21 protein-coding genes and 2 pseudogenes are annotated in these 17,578 nt (G+C 29.7%); 6 read left to right on the top strand and 17 right to left on the bottom strand.

The features are described 5' to 3' along the window. Positions 1-504, bottom strand: a pseudogene (locus ACH2BC_RS09750) (uridine monophosphate kinase); the annotation flags it as partial. A gap of 238 nt (positions 505-742) precedes the next feature. After that, positions 743-1,522: a patatin-like phospholipase family protein gene (locus tag ACH2BC_RS09745; protein ID WP_395053805.1), complete on the bottom strand. Its 780-nt coding sequence runs from the start codon at positions 1,520-1,522 to the stop codon at positions 743-745. Positions 1,523-1,621: 99 nt separating this feature from the next. Between ACH2BC_RS09745 and ACH2BC_RS09740 the strand changes: the two genes are divergently transcribed. Beyond that, positions 1,622-2,215 (top strand): thioredoxin family protein, encoded by a 594-nt coding sequence (locus ACH2BC_RS09740; protein WP_395053804.1) that lies wholly within the window; start codon positions 1,622-1,624, stop codon positions 2,213-2,215. 1 nt (position 2,216) lies between these two features. Here ACH2BC_RS09740 and ACH2BC_RS09735 read toward each other — a convergent pair whose 3' ends face one another. From ACH2BC_RS09735 to ACH2BC_RS09690, 10 genes are all read right to left on the bottom strand, one after another. After that, on the bottom strand, positions 2,217-2,549 hold the full coding sequence (locus ACH2BC_RS09735) for a type II toxin-antitoxin system RelE/ParE family toxin (RefSeq protein WP_395053803.1): 333 nt from the start codon (positions 2,547-2,549) through the stop codon (positions 2,217-2,219). Beyond that, entirely contained in the window at positions 2,525-2,689 is a 165-nt protein-coding gene (locus ACH2BC_RS09730) for a hypothetical protein (RefSeq protein WP_395053802.1), read from the bottom strand. The genes ACH2BC_RS09735 and ACH2BC_RS09730 overlap by 25 nt, the downstream gene beginning before the upstream one ends. Before the next feature lie 53 nt (positions 2,690-2,742). Continuing rightward, on the bottom strand, positions 2,743-3,303 hold the full coding sequence (locus tag ACH2BC_RS09725) for a hypothetical protein (RefSeq protein WP_395053801.1): 561 nt from the start codon (positions 3,301-3,303) through the stop codon (positions 2,743-2,745). Beyond that, complete coding sequence (gene truB, locus ACH2BC_RS09720) at positions 3,300-3,998, bottom strand: tRNA pseudouridine(55) synthase TruB (RefSeq protein WP_395053800.1); 699 nt, start codon at positions 3,996-3,998, stop codon at positions 3,300-3,302. The genes ACH2BC_RS09725 and truB overlap by 4 nt, the downstream gene beginning before the upstream one ends. Further along, complete coding sequence (locus ACH2BC_RS09715) at positions 3,998-4,795, bottom strand: undecaprenyl-diphosphate phosphatase (protein WP_395053799.1); 798 nt, start codon at positions 4,793-4,795, stop codon at positions 3,998-4,000. Before ACH2BC_RS09715 ends, truB begins: the two co-directional genes overlap by 1 nt. Positions 4,796-4,798: 3 nt before the next feature. Continuing rightward, positions 4,799-5,038, bottom strand: coding sequence for a DUF3098 domain-containing protein (locus ACH2BC_RS09710; RefSeq protein ID WP_395053798.1), 240 nt, complete (start codon positions 5,036-5,038; stop codon positions 4,799-4,801). 49 nt (positions 5,039-5,087) lie between these two features. Continuing rightward, positions 5,088-5,963 carry a cell division protein FtsX gene (locus ACH2BC_RS09705; RefSeq protein WP_395053797.1) on the bottom strand — a complete coding sequence of 292 codons (876 nt, stop codon included), beginning with the start codon at positions 5,961-5,963 and terminating at the stop codon, positions 5,088-5,090. A 93-nt stretch (positions 5,964-6,056) separates the two neighbouring features. Continuing rightward, positions 6,057-7,067, bottom strand: coding sequence for an NAD-dependent epimerase/dehydratase family protein (locus ACH2BC_RS09700; protein WP_395053796.1), 1,011 nt, complete (start codon positions 7,065-7,067; stop codon positions 6,057-6,059). Between the two features lie 116 nt (positions 7,068-7,183). Then, positions 7,184-7,576, bottom strand: coding sequence for an RNA recognition motif domain-containing protein (locus ACH2BC_RS09695; protein ID WP_395053795.1), 393 nt, complete (start codon positions 7,574-7,576; stop codon positions 7,184-7,186). Between the two features lie 106 nt (positions 7,577-7,682). Next, positions 7,683-8,399: a DUF6252 family protein gene (locus ACH2BC_RS09690; protein WP_395053794.1), complete on the bottom strand. Its 717-nt coding sequence runs from the start codon at positions 8,397-8,399 to the stop codon at positions 7,683-7,685. A 176-nt stretch (positions 8,400-8,575) separates the two neighbouring features. On the opposite strand from ACH2BC_RS09690, the pseudogene ACH2BC_RS09685 reads away from it, so the two are divergent. From ACH2BC_RS09685 to ACH2BC_RS09665, 5 genes and pseudogenes are all read left to right on the top strand, one after another. Then, positions 8,576-9,127 (top strand): annotated as a pseudogene (locus ACH2BC_RS09685) (30S ribosomal protein S16); the annotation flags it as partial. Positions 9,128-9,281: 154 nt separating this feature from the next. Continuing rightward, positions 9,282-9,806 carry a ribosome maturation factor RimM gene (rimM, locus tag ACH2BC_RS09680; protein WP_395053793.1) on the top strand — a complete coding sequence of 175 codons (525 nt, stop codon included), beginning with the start codon at positions 9,282-9,284 and terminating at the stop codon, positions 9,804-9,806. Between the two features lie 139 nt (positions 9,807-9,945). After that, the gene (locus ACH2BC_RS09675) at positions 9,946-10,296 is read left to right on the top strand and encodes a four helix bundle protein (protein ID WP_395053792.1); all 351 of its coding nucleotides are present in this window, start codon (positions 9,946-9,948) and stop codon (positions 10,294-10,296) included. A gap of 69 nt (positions 10,297-10,365) precedes the next feature. Beyond that, a complete protein-coding gene (locus ACH2BC_RS09670) occupies positions 10,366-11,073 on the top strand; it encodes a tRNA1(Val) (adenine(37)-N6)-methyltransferase (RefSeq protein ID WP_395053791.1) in 708 nt (235 codons plus the stop codon). A 248-nt stretch (positions 11,074-11,321) separates the two neighbouring features. After that, on the top strand, positions 11,322-12,500 hold the full coding sequence (locus ACH2BC_RS09665) for an acyl-CoA dehydrogenase family protein (protein ID WP_395053790.1): 1,179 nt from the start codon (positions 11,322-11,324) through the stop codon (positions 12,498-12,500). A 95-nt stretch (positions 12,501-12,595) separates the two neighbouring features. On the opposite strand, the gene ACH2BC_RS09660 is transcribed toward ACH2BC_RS09665, so the two are convergent. From ACH2BC_RS09660 to ACH2BC_RS09640, 5 genes are read right to left on the bottom strand one after another with little or no spacing between them, the layout of a single operon-like run. After that, positions 12,596-13,315, bottom strand: a complete 720-nt coding sequence (locus tag ACH2BC_RS09660; RefSeq protein ID WP_395053789.1) for a DUF2490 domain-containing protein — start codon at positions 13,313-13,315, stop codon at positions 12,596-12,598. 1 nt (position 13,316) lies between these two features. After that, positions 13,317-13,955 carry a DUF4956 domain-containing protein gene (locus ACH2BC_RS09655; protein WP_395053788.1) on the bottom strand — a complete coding sequence of 213 codons (639 nt, stop codon included), beginning with the start codon at positions 13,953-13,955 and terminating at the stop codon, positions 13,317-13,319. A gap of 2 nt (positions 13,956-13,957) precedes the next feature. Beyond that, complete coding sequence (locus ACH2BC_RS09650) at positions 13,958-14,704, bottom strand: polyphosphate polymerase domain-containing protein (protein ID WP_395053787.1); 747 nt, start codon at positions 14,702-14,704, stop codon at positions 13,958-13,960. A gap of 3 nt (positions 14,705-14,707) precedes the next feature. After that, the gene (locus tag ACH2BC_RS09645) at positions 14,708-15,088 is read right to left on the bottom strand and encodes a hypothetical protein (RefSeq protein ID WP_395053786.1); all 381 of its coding nucleotides are present in this window, start codon (positions 15,086-15,088) and stop codon (positions 14,708-14,710) included. A gap of 7 nt (positions 15,089-15,095) precedes the next feature. Further along, a complete protein-coding gene (locus ACH2BC_RS09640; protein ID WP_395053785.1) occupies positions 15,096-17,426 on the bottom strand; it encodes a CotH kinase family protein in 2,331 nt (776 codons plus the stop codon). Positions 17,427-17,578 lie beyond the last annotated feature (152 nt).

Here is a 17,578-nt window from a genome sequence, read left to right as displayed (position 1 = left end):
GATCGGCAGAATAAACGCCATCAACTCTTGTACCTTTTAAAATTACATCTGCGTGAACTTCTACACCACGTAAAACTGCTGCTGTATCTGTTGTAAATATGGATTTCCTGTTCCTGCGCCAAAAATTACAATTCTTCCTTTTTCAAGATGACGAACTGCTCTTCTTTTAATATAAGGTTCGGCAATTGCTTCAATTTTTAAGGCAGTTTGCAATCTTGTTAGCATTCCTTTGTCTTCAAGTGCGCCTTGCAAAGCCATTCCGTTTATAACTGTGGCAAGCATTCCCATATAATCGCCTTGAACTCTGTCCATTCCATTACTTGCGCCAGCAACTCCTCTAAAAATGTTTCCTCCACCAATAACTATTGCAATTTGTACACCTTTATCATGAATTTGCTTAATTTCATCAGCATATTCTGAAAGTGTTTTTGGGTCAATTCCATATTGTCTTTCGCCCATCAATGCTTCGCCACTTAATTTTAGAAGAATTCTTTTGTATTTCATTACTCTTTTTTATTTTTTATTTGTGTAATGCTGTCGCTTACGCTCAAGTCATTTATTCTGAATTTAGTTCAGAATCTTTTTAATCAAGATTCCGTTTTATTTTTTATTTGTGTATTGCTGTCGCTTACGCTCAAGTCATTTATTCTGAATTTAGTTCAGAATCTTTTTTTAATCAAGATTCAATTTTGTTGTGCAAATATAGTTATTAAATATTTTTGTGAAATAGTGTAGTAAAAAATTATGTTTCTAATGTTTCAAATGATTTTTTTGCTGCTTGATATCCAATGTCAAATATTTTATCCATTTTAGTTTTACTGGTTTCAAATGTGCTGTATTTAGATAATTCTTCTGGTTCTATAATCCAATCGCAAGAATTAAATTTAGAACTATTTGAATTTGCAGACAATAAATCGAAAGCACGAGTTGTAACAGATTTTATAGATTGCAAATCTGATGCTTCAATTTTTTGAATAGGACTTACATAAATACCAATAATTTTGTCGCATCTGCCTTGTAAAATATCTGTTGGAAAATGATTTAAAATGCCGCCATCGCTATATAAATTTCCTTCAATTTCATAAGGAGAAATAATTCCAGGAAATGCCGACGAAGCCAAAATAGCATCTACAATTTTAGTTTCTTCGGTAAAAACTTTTAATTTTCCTTTTACCATATCGGTTGCAGTTATGTAAACAGGAATTTTTAAATCGCCAATTAAATTATCTTTAAAAACATCTTTAAAATAACTTTTAAACGATTCTGAATCAATAAAACCAGCTTTTTTGAAAGTAAAATGTTTCCAATGAAAAAAATATATAGATTTAAAAAAACTCAAAATTTCTTCGGGCGATTTTCCAATTGAATATAAACCAGCAACAATTGCTCCTGCGCTTGAACCTGCAATATGTGATGGAAAAATATTTTTTTCTTCAAAAAATTTTAGCGCGCCAGCATGAGCCAAACCTTTAGATCCACCACCAGACAATACATAACCATTAGATGTTGTGCTAAAATCCATAAATTTAATTTGAGTTTAAAAATAGCAAATTTAATTTAACTTAATTTCAATTTTTCAATAAAGAATTAGCAGTATTTTTGTTTAATAAATTTAAATTTAATGAAATCGATTTTAGAAAATAGTCTTTCAAATAGTTTTTCTTATCAAGAATACAGATATCTTGTAACCAATTTATTCAAAAACGGAAAAGTTACTGGCAACGAACAATCGGAAAGTTTGGTACATTATACTGAATTGAACGAAGCAAGAATGCACAGATTGGATAAAACTATGAAAGTTACAGATGATGTAAAATCTTTTTTAGAAAATTTAAAAGCTGATTATATTTGGCTAGTTATCAGCGAAGGTTGGTGTGGCGATGCTGCTCAAATCTTGCCAATTACAAACAAAATGGCTTTAACTTCTAATAAAATTGATTTTAGAATTGTACTTCGAGATGATAATGAGGCGTTGATGAATAATTTTTTAACTAATGGAAGTAAGTCAATTCCGATTTTAATTTTATTAGAAAAAGACACTTTAAAAGTAATTAATCATTTTGGACCACGACCAAAGCCAGCAATAGATTTGGTAAAAAACTACAAGGAAAAATTTGGAATAATAGACGAAACTATAAAAACAGATTTACAAAAATGGTATTTGCAAGATAAAGGTGTTTCAACTCAGCAAGAAATTATTGGTTTAATAAAGTAATTTAAATTTTTACTTTTCTAACTTTTTTAATGATTCTTGGAGAACGACTTCCGTGAAAAGCTCTTAAAACTTCAATTCTTTTAGAAGTTATTCTGTAAATTATTAAGTAAGAACCTAAAATTATGTTTCTGTAAATTTTAGTTTTGGTTTCTAGATGTCGACATTCTGGGTGAAGAAGGTATTGAGTTTCTAAATTTTTAACTCTAATTTTTAAGTCTTCTAGAAAAACTAATGCTGCTTTTACTCCAAATGTCACTTCACCATATTCATATATGTCTTGTAAATCATTGAAAAGAAATTGTGAACGAACTACTTCTTTCTTTCCATCAACCATTTGTCAAATTTTGCATTAAATTCCTTTTCTGTCATAAACTCTCCATTTTCGGCTTCTTTAATTAAAGCAGAAAATTGATCTTGAGTCATTGGTTTGCCTGGAGTAGCAAGATTTTTAGATTTTTCTTTAGCAGTTTTCATAATCTACAATTTAATCATTATAATGTAAAGATAAGAAAAAATATAATTCAATTTTAAAAAGTTCGCAATGCAATTCCTAAACTCACACTTCCAACAGATTTAAATTGACCAACTTTCATTTGATAATCGGCAACTTCAATAAAAATAATTAAATCTTCATCTGTTTCAACTCCTAAACTTATTTTTTTATAAGTTCCAGATAAATTTCCTCTTCCCAATGCGAATGCTTTTCCATACCCAAATTGCATTGTAACTCTTGAGCCATAACCTAATGATGGACTAAATCTAAAGTTGGCATAAACTGGAACTGCAACCAATTTTTCAGTTGCTTTCCAATCAATTCCTGTGTGTAAACTTAATCCTACCCAACGACTTTGTTGAATTCCGTAACCAATTTTGGCATTAATTCCGTCTGGCACAAACCAATTTCTATTGGTATTTTTAATTCCATTTATATATTCTTTATTTGCATCGGGATTTCCAACTATAGGAATTGTAACATCAAATTGGGTAAAAAAATGACTGATTTTTGGTTTTAATTCTTCTTCAAATTCTTGAGAAAAAGCCAATGAATTTATTAAAAATAAGAAAAAAATTAGTAAAAGTTTCTTCATACAACACCATTGATTTTATTTTCAAATTCTTCTGGAGAACATCCATTTTCAACCCAATATTCTCCAATTTTTGTACGTCTCAATTTAGATAAATAGCCACCAGATTGAAGTGCTTTTCCAAAGTCAAAAGCTAATGATCTAATGTAAGTTCCTTTACTGCAAGTTACTCTAAAATCTATTTCTGGAAGTTCAATTCTAGTAATTTCAAATTCGTAAATAATAGTTTTTCTAAAAGCAATTTCAACTTCTTCGCCTGCACGTGCGTGTTCATACAATCGCTTTCCATCTTTTTTTATTGCAGAAAAAATGGGTGGTTTTTGATCTATTTCACCGATAAATTGTCTTGTAGTTTCTAAAATTAATGCTTCATTTATATGTGAAGTTGGAAAGGTAAAATCAATTTCGGTTTCTAAATCGTAACTAGGCGTAGTAGCACCAACAGTTATTGTTCCAGTATATTCTTTAGATTGCGCTTGAATTTCGGTAATAGATTTTGTGAATTTTCCTGTACAAATAATTAATAATCCTGTTGCCAATGGATCTAAAGTTCCTGCGTGACCAATTTTAAATTTTTTGGGTAAATCAAACTTTCGTTTTAAAATATATTTCAATTTGTTAACTGCCTGAAACGAACTCCAAGTTAATGGCTTGTCTATCAATAGTATTTGACCGTTTAAAAAATCTTCGGCTGTCATTAAATTACGTCTAGTTTTTGAATAAAAAAATGAATAATAAGCAAAGCAATTCCAACTACAATTCTATAATATCCAAAAATTTTAAATCCGTTTTTACTTAGAAATCCAATAAAACTTTTAATTGCAATAAGTGCTACTATAAATCCAACAATATTACCAATAATTAAAAAATTTATTTGATCTTGATTTAAAACAAATCCATCTTTATAATAATCATAACATTTTTTTATTGTTGCGCCAAGCATTGTTGGAACTGCTAAAAAGAATGAAAATTCGGCTGCGGTTGTTCTAGATAATTTTTGTGACATTCCGCCAACTATACTTGCGCCACTTCTTGAAACTCCAGGAATCATTGCTAGACATTGAAACATTCCTATTTTAAAAGCTGTTAAATAAGATACTTCTTGACTTTCTGTAACTTCTGTATCTTTAGTAAACCAATCGTCCACTTTTAGTAAAATAATTCCGCCAATAAGTAAAGAAATGGCAACAGTTACTGGATTTTCTAATAAAGCATCAATTTTCTTTCCTAAAAGTAATCCAAAAACAACTGCTGGAATAAAAGCAACTACTAATTTAAAATAAAAATCTAAACTTTGAAAAAAACGTTTAAAGTATAAAACTAAAACCGATAATATAGTTCCAAGTTGAATAACAATTGTAAAAAGTTTGGTAAAATCGTCTTGAGCAATTCCAAAAAAAGAACTTGCAATAATCATATGACCAGTTGAAGAAATTGGTAAAAATTCTGTAATTCCTTCAATAATTGCAAGAATAATGGCTTGTAAATAATCCATTTATTATTTAGATTTTTTAAATATAGAATAAATTGTAATTCCAAATCCTATTAAAACTAGGGTTGGAGCTAATCTTATTCTTCTAAAACTAAACAATTCGGCTTCATTAAAAACTTTTGGATCTTCGCTTCCGCCACCACTCATTAATATAAATCCAACTGCAATTACTACAATTCCGATAAGTAAAGATTTATAATTTACTTTGTCAAAAAGAAACTCAGGTTTTTGTTCGTTATTTTTCATAATGTCATTGTGAGGAACGAAGCAATCTTGTCCTCTATATTTTTATTGTCTAATATAAATCGTCTGTTCTTAAATTTAAGAATCGCTGTGTGGCAAAGTGTGTACTTATCCAAGTAATTAAAATTCCCATTACCAAAACGCCAACTAAAACAGCAATTGTTAAATTTAAATCTTTAAAAATATCTATTGTTGGATAATTAAAATTAATGTAAAATAAAACTCCAACAATAGCAAAAATCGCTAAAACTGAACCAATAATTCCAAGAATTACGCTTCTTCTAACAAATGGTTTTCTAATAAATTCTTTGGTTGCTCCAACTAATTGCATAGTTTTTATAATAAATCTGTTGGCATAAATAGAAAGACGTAACGAACTGTTAATTAACAAAACAGAGATTATTGCAAAAACGCCACTAATAACTAAAACCCATAAAGTTATTTTTTTTATGTTGTCGTTTACAAGCGTTATCAATTGTTTGTCGTATACAACATCTGCAACCATTGGATTTTTTCTTATTTGAGTTTCCATATTTGCAAATCCTGGATTGGTAACAAATTCTGATTTTAAATGAATATCATAAGAATTATATAACGGATTTGTACCTAGAAATTTCATAAAATCTTCGCCAATTATGTCTTTATGTTGCTTTGCAGCATCATCTTTAGAAATATATTTAAAATCTTTAGCAAATTTTCCAACTTTCATTTCTGCATCGAATGCTTTAAAAACTGTATCTGTAGCTTCGTTTTTAAAGAAAACGGTCATAACAATATCTTCTTTAAAATTATCTGATAATCTTTTAGAATTTATAATAAATAGTCCAAGCATTCCTAGTAAAAACAATACTAAAAATACACTTAGAACTACTGAAAAATAAGATGAAATTAACCTACGTTTTTGAAATTTGTCAAACGATGAAGCCATAAATAATAAATTAAGTGGTAAAAATAATAAACAATTTGTTTATACCTAGTTTATAACGTTTAAAGTTTTAGATTTAGTACAAATTAAATATTTTTATTTGCTGTAATTTTTATTAAATAAACCTCCAACTTCATTTATACAATCATTTACACTTTGAAAAGTAAAGTTTAAAGCATCTTTAATTTTTTTATTAGAAATTTCCTCTTCGTTTACTAATGATTGTGCAGCATATTTAGATATTTTTCTTTTGGTTTTAAAAATTTTAGTTGAAATCCAATCCAATCTCCAAGCAAGATTTAATAACCAAGATGTAGCTTCAATAGTTGGTTTTTTGGCATTAATTTTTTCTGCAATTGAATAAATAATATCTTTGTAAGTTATATTTTCTGATATTAAAATATAGCGTTCGCCAGTATGTTTACTATTCATTAATTGGTACATTATTTTAACAACATCTGTTGCTGCCACATACCCAGATTTTCCATTAGTGTAAAAAGGAAACCCTTTTTTAATTGACGAAAAAAAAGCGCCACTACCATCATTCCAAAAACCTGCACCAAAAATTATACCTGGATTAACAATTACAACATTTAATCCTTCTTGTTGCGCTCGCCATACTTCCATTTCTGCGCCATATTTTGATATAGCATAATCACTATGAAATTTCTCTGGATTCCATTCTGTTTCTTCTGTTTTTATATTTTCATTTGATAGTAAATCTCCAAGTGCGGCAATACTTGAAACAAAGCAAAGTTTTTTTATATTTTTGGCTAAACAAAAATTTACAATGTTAGCAGTTCCTTCTATATTGGTTTTTCTAAGTTTGTTTTCGTCACTTGGATCAAAAGATATTAAAGCAGCGCAATGATAAACATAATCCACATTTTGAAACGCAATTTCTAATGATGGAACGTCTAAAATGTCTGATTCAATCCAATTAATTTTATCAAATAAAAATTCTTTTTCTAGTATTTTAAAAAGAGCTTTAGTTTTTTCGATATTTTTTATATTTTTAAAAATAGCTTTAACATTTTTTTCGTTTTCCAACAGATGAAGTAATAAATAAGATCCTACTAAACCTGTTCCTCCAGTGACTAATACCATTTTATTAAAATAAATAATTTATAAATAAATTTAAAGTTACTATTTTTTTCAAAATAATTGTAAAAAAAAACCATCCGTTTTACGAATGGTTTTAATATATGTATTGAATGGTTTATTTAGTATCTTCCTCTGTTTCCACCACCATTACTGTCTCTGTTTCCGCCACCGCCGTAACCACCGCTACCGCCACCACGAGAATTTCCACCACCATTGTATCCACCACCACCACTTGGACGGTTGTTAGAGAATGATCTTCTTTCTCCTTCTGGTTTTGGCTCTGATTTATTTACTACAATAGTTCTACCGTCAACAGTAGCACCATTTAATTCCGTAATTGCTTTTTCTGCCTCTTCGTCATTTTCCATTTCTATAAAACCGAAACCTTTACTTCTTCCAGTAAATTTATCAGTAATTATTTTAACAGAAGCAACTGTACCGTATACTTCAAAAGACTCTCTTAAATCTGCTTCGTCTATGCTAAACGGAAGGCTTCCAACAAAAATATTCATAATATTATTTTAAAATTTGATTACAAAGGTAAAGTAAATAAACTGATTCTCAATTTAAATTGTGAATATTTAACGTATCAATATGTTAAAACACAATTATATATAATTAAGGTGCAGGAAAAATAGGCACTTTGTAAAACTCACCATATTGAAAATTAACAAGTTCATTAGCTTCAGAATTTCCATTATTGATAATTGCATTAAACTTGAAAACACCAGAAATTGTTGCACCATCATTTTCGGTAATAGTTATTTCACCATTACTACCTTCTACATTTAAAACTCTAAATTTTGCAGTATTATTTCCGCCAGTAATTGTAATAATATCGCCAGAAAGATAATTTATTCCTGGAGAAGAAATTTTAACTTCGGTTATAGTTCCACTAGCATTAACTGTAGTTTTTACTGTTAAACCAGAACCAGAACCACCAGTTGTTGCAATACCAGTTCCAGTAACATAAGTAGAACCACCAGAAATTAATGGAGTAGCAATTTTAGCAACTGGTCCAGAAACAACAACAGTTGCATATTCTAGAATTACATCATTAAAACTGGAAGAATAAGTTGCTAAATTATTAGTATTGGTAGTTCCTAAAAAATAAGTTCCAACTGTTGAATTAGAAACATCTAAACTCAACTCTTCATCTTGAGCAAGTGCTTGTAACGTAATTTTACCATTAGCCGATTTGAATGCTTTAACATCAATTCCTCTAAAAAGTACTCCGTCTCTATAAGCTTGAAAACCTGGATTATTAAATTGCACATCTTCCTGACATGAAGAAAGCAGTATTAACACTATAATTAATGAAGCTATTTTTTTCATAAAGCATTTTTTATATAAAAACAAAAATAGTTTTTTTTATGAATTGTCAACGAAATTTAACTTAAAAAAACAAAAAAATCTATTTTTATTATTCTATTAGTTTGAATGAAAAAGTTTTATATCTTTGCACCCTTAATTAATCGAGGTCGAGAACCTCAAAATTTAATCAAAAGATTATGTCAGTAAAAATTAGATTACAAAGACACGGTAAAAAACAAAGACCTTTTTACTGGATCGTAGCAGCAGATGCTCGCTCAAAAAGAGATGGTAGATACCTTGAAAAATTAGGTACTTATAATCCAAACACAAACCCAGCAACAGTTGATTTAGATATTGACAAAGCGGTTCAATGGTTACACAATGGTGCACAACCAACAGATACTGCTAAAGCAATTTTATCTTACAAAGGTGCTTTATTGAAACATCATCTTGATGGTGGAATTCGTAAAGGTGCTTTAACTCAAGAACAAGCTGATGCAAAATTAGCTGCTTGGTTAGAAGAAAAAGTTGGTAAAGTTGATGCTAAAAAAGATGGTTTATCTAAAGTTCAACAAGAAGCTAAAGCTAAAGCTTTAAAAGCTGAAAAGGTTGCTAATGACAAACGTGCAAATGCTGCTGCTGAAGCTGCAAAAGCCGCAGAAGCTCCAGAAGTTGTTGAAGTAGAAGAAGTTGTAGCTGAAGAATCTCCAGTTGTTGAAGCTGCTGCAGAAGAAGTTGCAATAGAAGAAACTCCAGTTGTAGAAGTTGCTGCAGAAGAGGTTGTAGTTGAAGAAACTCCAGTTGTTGAAGCTGGTGCAGAACAAGTTGCAGATGTAACTGTTGAGGAAACTCCTGCTACAGACGAAGCTAGTGAAGAAAAAGAAGCATAATAAAAAAGCGATAATGCGTAAAGAAGATTGTTTCTATCTAGGCAAAATCGCAAAGAAATTTAGCTTTAAAGGTGAAGTTCTTATCTATTTAGATACGGATGAACCAGAATTATATGAGAATATGGAATCAGTTTTTGTTGAATTTAACAAAAATCTGGTTCCATTTTTTATTGAAAACTCTTCTATTCATAAAAATGATTTCTTAAGAGTACAATTTGAAGACGTAGATAACGAAGAAGAAGCTGACAAACTTTTGGGTGCAGCAGTTTATTTACCACTTTCACTATTGCCAAAACTTGAAGGCAATAAATTTTATTTTCATGAAGTAATAGGATTTGAAATTGAAGACCAACGAATTGGAGTTTTTGGAAAAATTCAATCTATAAATGATTCTACTGCACAACCACTTTTTGAGGTTTTGAATGGTGATGTAGAAATTCTTATTCCGATGATTGATCACTTTTTAGTAAAAATTGATAGAAAGAATAAAATAGTTATTATGAATTTACCAGAAGGTTTGGTAGAAATGTATCTTTAATAAATTCCAATATTTAAAATTCCAAATTCCAAATTCCAACTTTAAAAAAATTCCATAAATAAAATTCCAAATTCCAAAAAAAAAATTTCAAATCCCAAACTTAAAAAATTCCAAAAAAAAATTCCAAATTCCAAATTTTATGAATAAACCATTTGATTTAGAAGAAAGAACTTATTTATTTGCTAGAGATTGCAGATTATACATTCGAAAATTGCCAAAAACAACTTCTAATATTGAAGATGGAAAACAATTAGTAAGATCATCTGGTTCTGTTGGAGCAAATTATATAGAAGCTAATGAAAAACTTGGTGATAAAGATTTGTTATTTCGATTAAAAATTGCAAGAAAAGAAGCGAAGGAATCTAAATATTGGCTTAGGTTACTACAGGAATTAAATTCAGATTTTGATGTAATTTCAAAAGAATTAATTATTGAATGTGAAGAATTAAGAAAAATTCTATCTAAAATTATAACAAAAACAACTAAATAAGAAATAAAAAATTTCAATTTTTATTTAGATCTATTTGAAATTTGGAATTTAAAATATTGGAATTTTATTATGTTTTCATTCAAACAATTTTCTGTAAAACAAGACCAAAGTGCAATGAAAATTGGCACAGATGCTGTATTACTTGGTGCTTGGTGTCCAATTGATAATAATCCTATTTCTGTTTTAGATGTTGGTGCTGGAACTGGAATTTTGTCTTTGATGATAGCGCAAAGAAGTAATGCTGAACAAATTGATGCTATTGAAATTGAAGAAAACGCTTATGAAGAGTGTGTTTTTAACTTTGAAAACGCACCTTGGAGTGATAGATTGTTTTGTTTTCACGCTGGTTTGGATGAATTTGTAGACGATCCAGAAGATGAATATGATTTAATTATTTCTAATCCACCATTTTATTCTGAAGATTTTAAAACAGATAATTCGCAACGCGATTTGGCTAGATTTCAAGACGCATTGCCATTTGAAGATTTGGTTGAAGCTGCTGATTTATTATTGTCAGAAAATGGAATTTTTGCTGTTGTTATTCCTTTTAAAGAAGAAGAGCGTTTTATAGATTTGTGTGCCGAAGTGGAACTTTTTCCTATAAAAGTAACTCGTGTAAAAGGTTCTCATACTTCACCAATTGTTAGAAGTTTATTGGCTTTTAAACGTTTTGAATTACCTGTTTTAGTTGCAGATGAGTTGGTAGTTGAAATTAATAGACACGAATATACTAACGAATATATCAATCTTACAAAAGATTTTTATTTAAAGATGTAGCCCAGCCCAGAAAGAAATGGAAAGCATTTTAGCAAAAAAAGATTAGTTTTTCTTGATGAAAAAAAGCGACCAAAGAAGCTCTTTTTTTATCTAGAAAAAGTTCTTTTTTTGCTAAAATCTTGTAATGTATTGCTGGAAATTGCTTCAGAAAAAAATAACAAACGTTGAACACTTTCTCAATAATGTTTTAGTAACTTTGCATACGTTTTAGTAAACATAAAACTCAGTTATATTATTATTTATACTATATGAAACCAGATTTATTTCAATCTCCAGATTATTATTTGTTAGACGAATTGCTAACAGAAGAACATAAATTAGTGCGCGATTCTGCTCGTGCGTGGGTAAAACGTGAAGTTTCACCAATTATAGAAGACTATGCGCAACGTGCCGAATTTCCTAAACAAATTATAAAAGGTTTGGGCGAAATAGGTGGTTTTGGACCTTATATTCCAGAAGAATATGGTGGTGCAGGATTGGATCAAATTTCGTACGGATTGATTATGCAAGAAATTGAGCGCGGTGATTCTGGTGTTCGTTCCACATCATCAGTACAATCTTCTTTAGTTATGTATCCAATTTGGAAATTTGGAACCGAAGAACAACGCAGAAAATATTTACCAAAATTAGCTACTGGCGAAATGATGGGCTGTTTTGGATTGACTGAACCAGATCACGGTTCTAATCCAAGCGGAATGACTTCAAATTTTAAAGATATGGGCGATCATTATCTTTTAAATGGCGCCAAAATGTGGATTTCGAATGCGCCATTTGCAGATATTGCTGTAGTTTGGGCAAAAGATGAAGCAGGAAGAATTCACGGATTAATTGTAGAACGCGGAATGGAAGGTTTTACAACGCCAGAAACGCACAACAAGTGGTCACTTCGTGCAAGTGCAACTGGAGAACTGGTTTTTAATAATGTGAAAGTTCCAAAAGAAAATTTAATGCCAGGAAAATCTGGACTTGGTGCGCCAATGCAATGTTTAGACTCTGCAAGATATGGAATAGCTTGGGGTGCAATTGGTGCCGCAATGGATTGTTATGATACCGCTTTGCGTTATGCAAAAGAAAGAATTCAATTTGACAAACCTATTGCTGGAACACAATTGCAACAAAAGAAACTGGCAGAAATGATAACTGAAATCACTAAAGCACAATTACTTACGTGGCGTTTAGGTGTTTTGAGAAATGAAGGAAAAGCAACAACGGCTCAAATATCTATGGCAAAACGTAACAATGTTATGATGGCTGTAGAAATTGCTCGTGAAGCACGTCAAATGCTTGGTGGAATGGGAATTACAGGTGAATATTCAATTATGCGACATATGATGAATTTAGAATCGGTGTTGACTTACGAAGGTACGCACGACATTCATTTGTTGATAACTGGCGCAGACATTACTGGAATTCCAGCTTTTAAATAAAAATTAAATTTATTATTCTAAAAGATATAATTTGGAAATAATTTATAAAGAAAATGCTTTTCAATATTGAAAAGCATTTTTTATGATTGACAATCTTAGTCTTTCTCTTTTTTAGATTTTTTATTCTTCTTCTTCTTTTTTTTCATCAACTCATCAATAGATAAATTGTATTTTGTAGTTATAATAAATCGATCTGTTTTTGTAGAATTCCATTTATCTTCATAAACTAATGACAATCCAATTGTACTTCCATATTTTAGATTGTAATTACTCCCAAGTTGGTAACGTGTTCTATTGTATTTAAATCTCGAATCATCCCATTTTACAAAAAATTCAGGTGAGAAATAAACAGAAGCTTTGCTTTTAGGAATATTATAATCTAATGTAAATTTTTGACGAATGTATTGATTTGGTTCTTTGAATTCGTTCCAAAAATCGGTATTAAAATAGGATGTACTAAATTGATAACGTGTTCTTGAACTTAATGTGAATTTCTTTATTTTAAAGTCAAAAAGAAATGACGTAAACAATCGTTGATTATTAGCTTCATAGGAAGTTGAAAAACGATAACCTGCTTCTATGCTAATTTTTTTATTGATTTTGTACTCTCCAGAAAACTGAAAAACACTTGATTGAAATGTAGAAATATCTTTTTCTAAACCATAACGATAGTTAAAGCCAACTTTCCATTTTTTATTAATTTTATAATCAATAGAAGGAGCAAATCTAAATTGAAAGTCGGTATTGGTTTGAGCAGATGAATAAAGAACAATTGCTAGAAACAGTAGAATAAATAATGTTTTTTTTGTTTGCATATTAGTCGTTATCCATTGATGTTGGTAAAATGTTTTCGCTTTCTTTAGCATAATAATAGGCCTTTACTAAAGCGGTATCTTTTAAGTAATTCAGTGAGATAATATCAACTTTATGAATAGACAAACCTGTTCTTGAGGTTAAATCTTGAATCAATTCTTCTCTATTTTCAGGTCTTACTAGCTCAACTCTATCATAAATTATTTCTTTATAATTTTCGTTTTTTAGAAAGTTTAAGTTTTCCAATAAAAAAGTTAGTAGTACAATTATTAAATTACAAATTAAAAGCATCAAAAAACTATCTTTAATGGACGCTAAAGAATTTAACATTCCCAACGCTACACACATAAAGAAATAACCCATGTCTTTTATAGAAACAACAATAGTTCGGTAGCGAATTATAGAAAAAATAGCAAATAACCCAAAGGCAAATCCCATTTTAATTTTTGTAGATCCTAAAAGATAACAAATCATAAAATTGATAACATTAAATAAAATAAAGGTGAAAATAAAATCTTTATTTTTATGTTTTGGATAATAAATAAATCCAACTAAAATTATTATAGCTGCTAAATCTATTAGTGATCTAGTAATAAAATCCTTGATTTCAAATACGCTATTTAAGACTACTTCTGTTTCCATGGTTAAATACTTTTTATTTTTTTTATTAGTGATAAAAAATTATTATTCTTAATTTCTGTATTAAAAATAAGTACTCCATAAATATATTTGCTAAAACTATTTTTTCTGATATTATTTGACTTAAAAAAGTTTGCAAGTGGAGATGTTTGTGTCATTTTTGATTGTTTAATTTCGATAATTACCACTTTTTCAAGTGGAATTGTTTTATTGTCTTGGATAAATTGCAACTCTAAATCAATAGTTACTCTTTCTGTATGTTGATGATTAACTAAAGTGATTCTTTTAAAATTATTTTTTAAAATTAAGGTAATTCCATCTATATTTTTTCGAGTATAACTTTGTATTACCTCTTTTTGAGCATTGTCAATTTCTGACATTAAATGGGTTACTTTCTCTCTAAACTTATTAGTTCTATCTACCTTTTCTTTCTTTTTAATTTCAAAAAAACTCAAATCAGATTCAACATATTTTCTGCTTCTTACTTTAATTCGGTGCAAATAACTATTGTGATGGTCTTTATAAAACTGAAAGTCTTTAGTATCAAAATAATTGTTTTCATATGAAAAGACTCTGTTTCCATCTATATCTAAAACCGAATAATTTTCCTTTAAACAAGGCAAAATTAGTCTCAGTTGTTCGCTACTCAATACAAATTTTTTATCAATTCTGTCTTGTAGTGAAACACTGTCGAGTTCCTGTAAAGAAATAGATTTTAATGGTTTAATGGATTGAATGAAATTTTGAATCATTATTTAGAAAGAGATTTCAATATCGTTAACAACTTTATCCTCTTTTTTTGAAATTTCAACAGTTATCAATTTATAAACTTGATCCCAAGCACATGAATCACAATCACCAAAAACCCATAAATCATATTTGCCAGCATATAAGTTTTTGAATTTAAATGAGCCATTATAAGCAGAATCCATACTATCGAAATATGCTGACTCTCCATGTTTGCTAATGTAAACTTTGATACCTCCAATGTAATCGTCGTTGACCAACACTCCATTAGAATTGAAATCTTTACCGAAAATTTTTCCACTTATGGATGCTAAACCACCATAACCTTCTTCTTTGGAGCACGATAAGAGTGTAAATAAAACTAGGGCTATTATAAAATATTTTTTCATTTTGGGTTTATTTAATTACTATAATTTTTTTTGTTGTGTTAGCATAACTCAGCAAATAAGTTCCTGAAGTTAAACTGCTAATATCAATATTAGTTAAATTTGATGCTTCGTTTTCGGTAACTAATTGTCCTAATTGGTTGTAAATTTTTATTTTTTGATTATCTTCTAAATTCGGAATTACAACATTTATTATAGAAGATGTTGGATTAGGATAAACTTTAATTTCTTGGTTTAATTCATTAAAATTAGCATTACTTAGCGGTGAATTGTTTGCGTTATAAGTTGGTGATTGAATAACAAAACCTCCTGTGCCATTAGGTACTCTAGCAAATCCTAGATTAGCGGTTTGTGTACTAAAATTGACTTGATTAACCAACAGTAAATTTGGGTCAGATAACACTAATGATTCTCCCAATAATGACAATCTAAAGTTAGCATGTAATGGTCCATCTAGTGGTTCATTATCTGCCCAAACAATTAAATAACCATTTGCAGGAATTATTGTTCCAGCAGGAATTTGCCATTTTGTTAATATCGCTGACGTATCTGAGATATAAAATCCACTTAAATTTACTGAAAAATTATTGTTATTATAAAGTTCAATCCAGTCCTCAAAATCGCCAACTTCATCAGTAATTGTTGATGTGTTTTGCGCCATAACTTCATTAATGACAACACCGTTTGGACCAAGAACTTGTTGTACTCTGTAAATAAAAATGTCGTGTTCTGCTCCAGTTGGTAAATAAGAAGCTGAAAGTGAAGCATTATTTGCAATAGCTTCAACATAGTAACGTACAAAAGTTCCAGCTATATAGCCAGGAATTTGTGCACCAAACGTTCCGTCACCTGCCAATCCATCATTATGGGCTGCATCATCAAACATTTGAATTTTTGTAAAATTTCCAACAATTCCAGTTGCATAATATAAATTTATTCTGTTTATTCCAGATGCTGAAGTTACAACAGCTTTAATATTAACTACTTCATTAGCTATTGGCTCAATGTATTCTTGTAAATTTCCATTATAAAATTTAGCTGAAGCAATAATAGGCGCAACTTCAAGAACCTCAGCATTTGCTGAAATAAATGCTCTTCTGTTAGTTACAAATGTTTTCAGCGCATTAAATTCTGTTGTGTATTCTGCTGTTGTATATAGTTTTTTTGGATCAGATGCAGCAAGAGCTCCAATTTGTGCATTCATTCCATCTATAATTGCATTGGCATTAGTGATAGTAAAAGTTTCTGATAATATAGTTCTATAATGTGCTAAATAACGCTGTCTCCATTCAGGAACATTTAATAATTTATTTAACAAAGGATAGTTCACATTTGTTGTATTCTTAAAAGGAGTCCAATTGGTTGCTAAAGGAGCTTGAAAAGAAGAATTTCCATCAATTTCTAATGAAGTCATTCTAGCTGTCTCTGCTTCATAATAGGCCAGATAATCCATTTTGCCTTTCATCACATAACTATCATCATCTGTGAAAATATTTTCGCAAGCTAAATGCCAAAGTATTTTATCAACATCAATTTTTGTCTTCACAGCATCAATAGTAGCCACAGATGCTGTGCTTAATGACAGACAAGCATCAACTAATTTTTGCCAAGGATCAATTACAACATCATTAGATTTAAGTGTATAATATCCTTGATAAGGTGCTAAAGTTTCACCAAGATAATTCATTCCAGCGGTTCCATCGCCCCAAGTTGGTAGACCAGCGGTTGGAATAGGTGGAGTTGCTCTAAATAACGCACCATCATTGGTTAAAAACCATTGCGATAAAAACCCTTTGTCCATTGCTTGAACATTAGGATATAATCCCCAATCTTGATTATTTAAAAACAAATGAATAAAATTTCCTTTAGCTATAGGAGTGTAACGACGAGCCATTTTATTATAAAGGACTTCTCTCATAAAGGAAGGATCTTGATGTCCGTTATTAAATTTTAAACTTGAATATCCCAATAAATTTTGTGTAGTTGTTATGAAGTCCATATCAACTCCAAAAGATTTTTTTTGAGAAGTTCCTATTTGTGTATAAGAAGTATTTCCTCTAAATCGAATGCCAACATCAGGATAAGTTATCCCTTCGTAAATCATTGTTGCAGGAATATTAGTTTCAGAAGCATAATTATTTGTGAGTTGAGTCCAATAATCAGGTTGAGCAAAATTTAAATACACATTTTTTACAAATCCAGGATCGTATAACCCTAATTGAGGTTGACCACCTGTGAATAAAATTTTTCCATCCGCAGAATAATACATTTCTTGAGGCAAAGATTGACAGTATCCTACAAAACCTACAAAAAATAACAAAAGTGTAATTTTTTTATTCATCTCATTTTTTATTTAATTAACAAAAATATAACAATTCGTTAATATAACAAATATGTTAAAAAAAACCCTACCAAAGATTTTGAATTTTTTTTTTTAAGTTTTTAATATCCCAGTATTGTCAATATTAGTCAAAATAAAAATGTATTTTTGGT

It is taken from the genome of Flavobacterium sp. (genome assembly GCF_043760115.1).
Classification (GTDB): domain Bacteria; phylum Bacteroidota; class Bacteroidia; order Flavobacteriales; family Flavobacteriaceae; genus Flavobacterium.
Note: the sequence above shows the minus strand (reverse complement) of the source record. Positions and strands in the feature narration are given on the sequence as shown.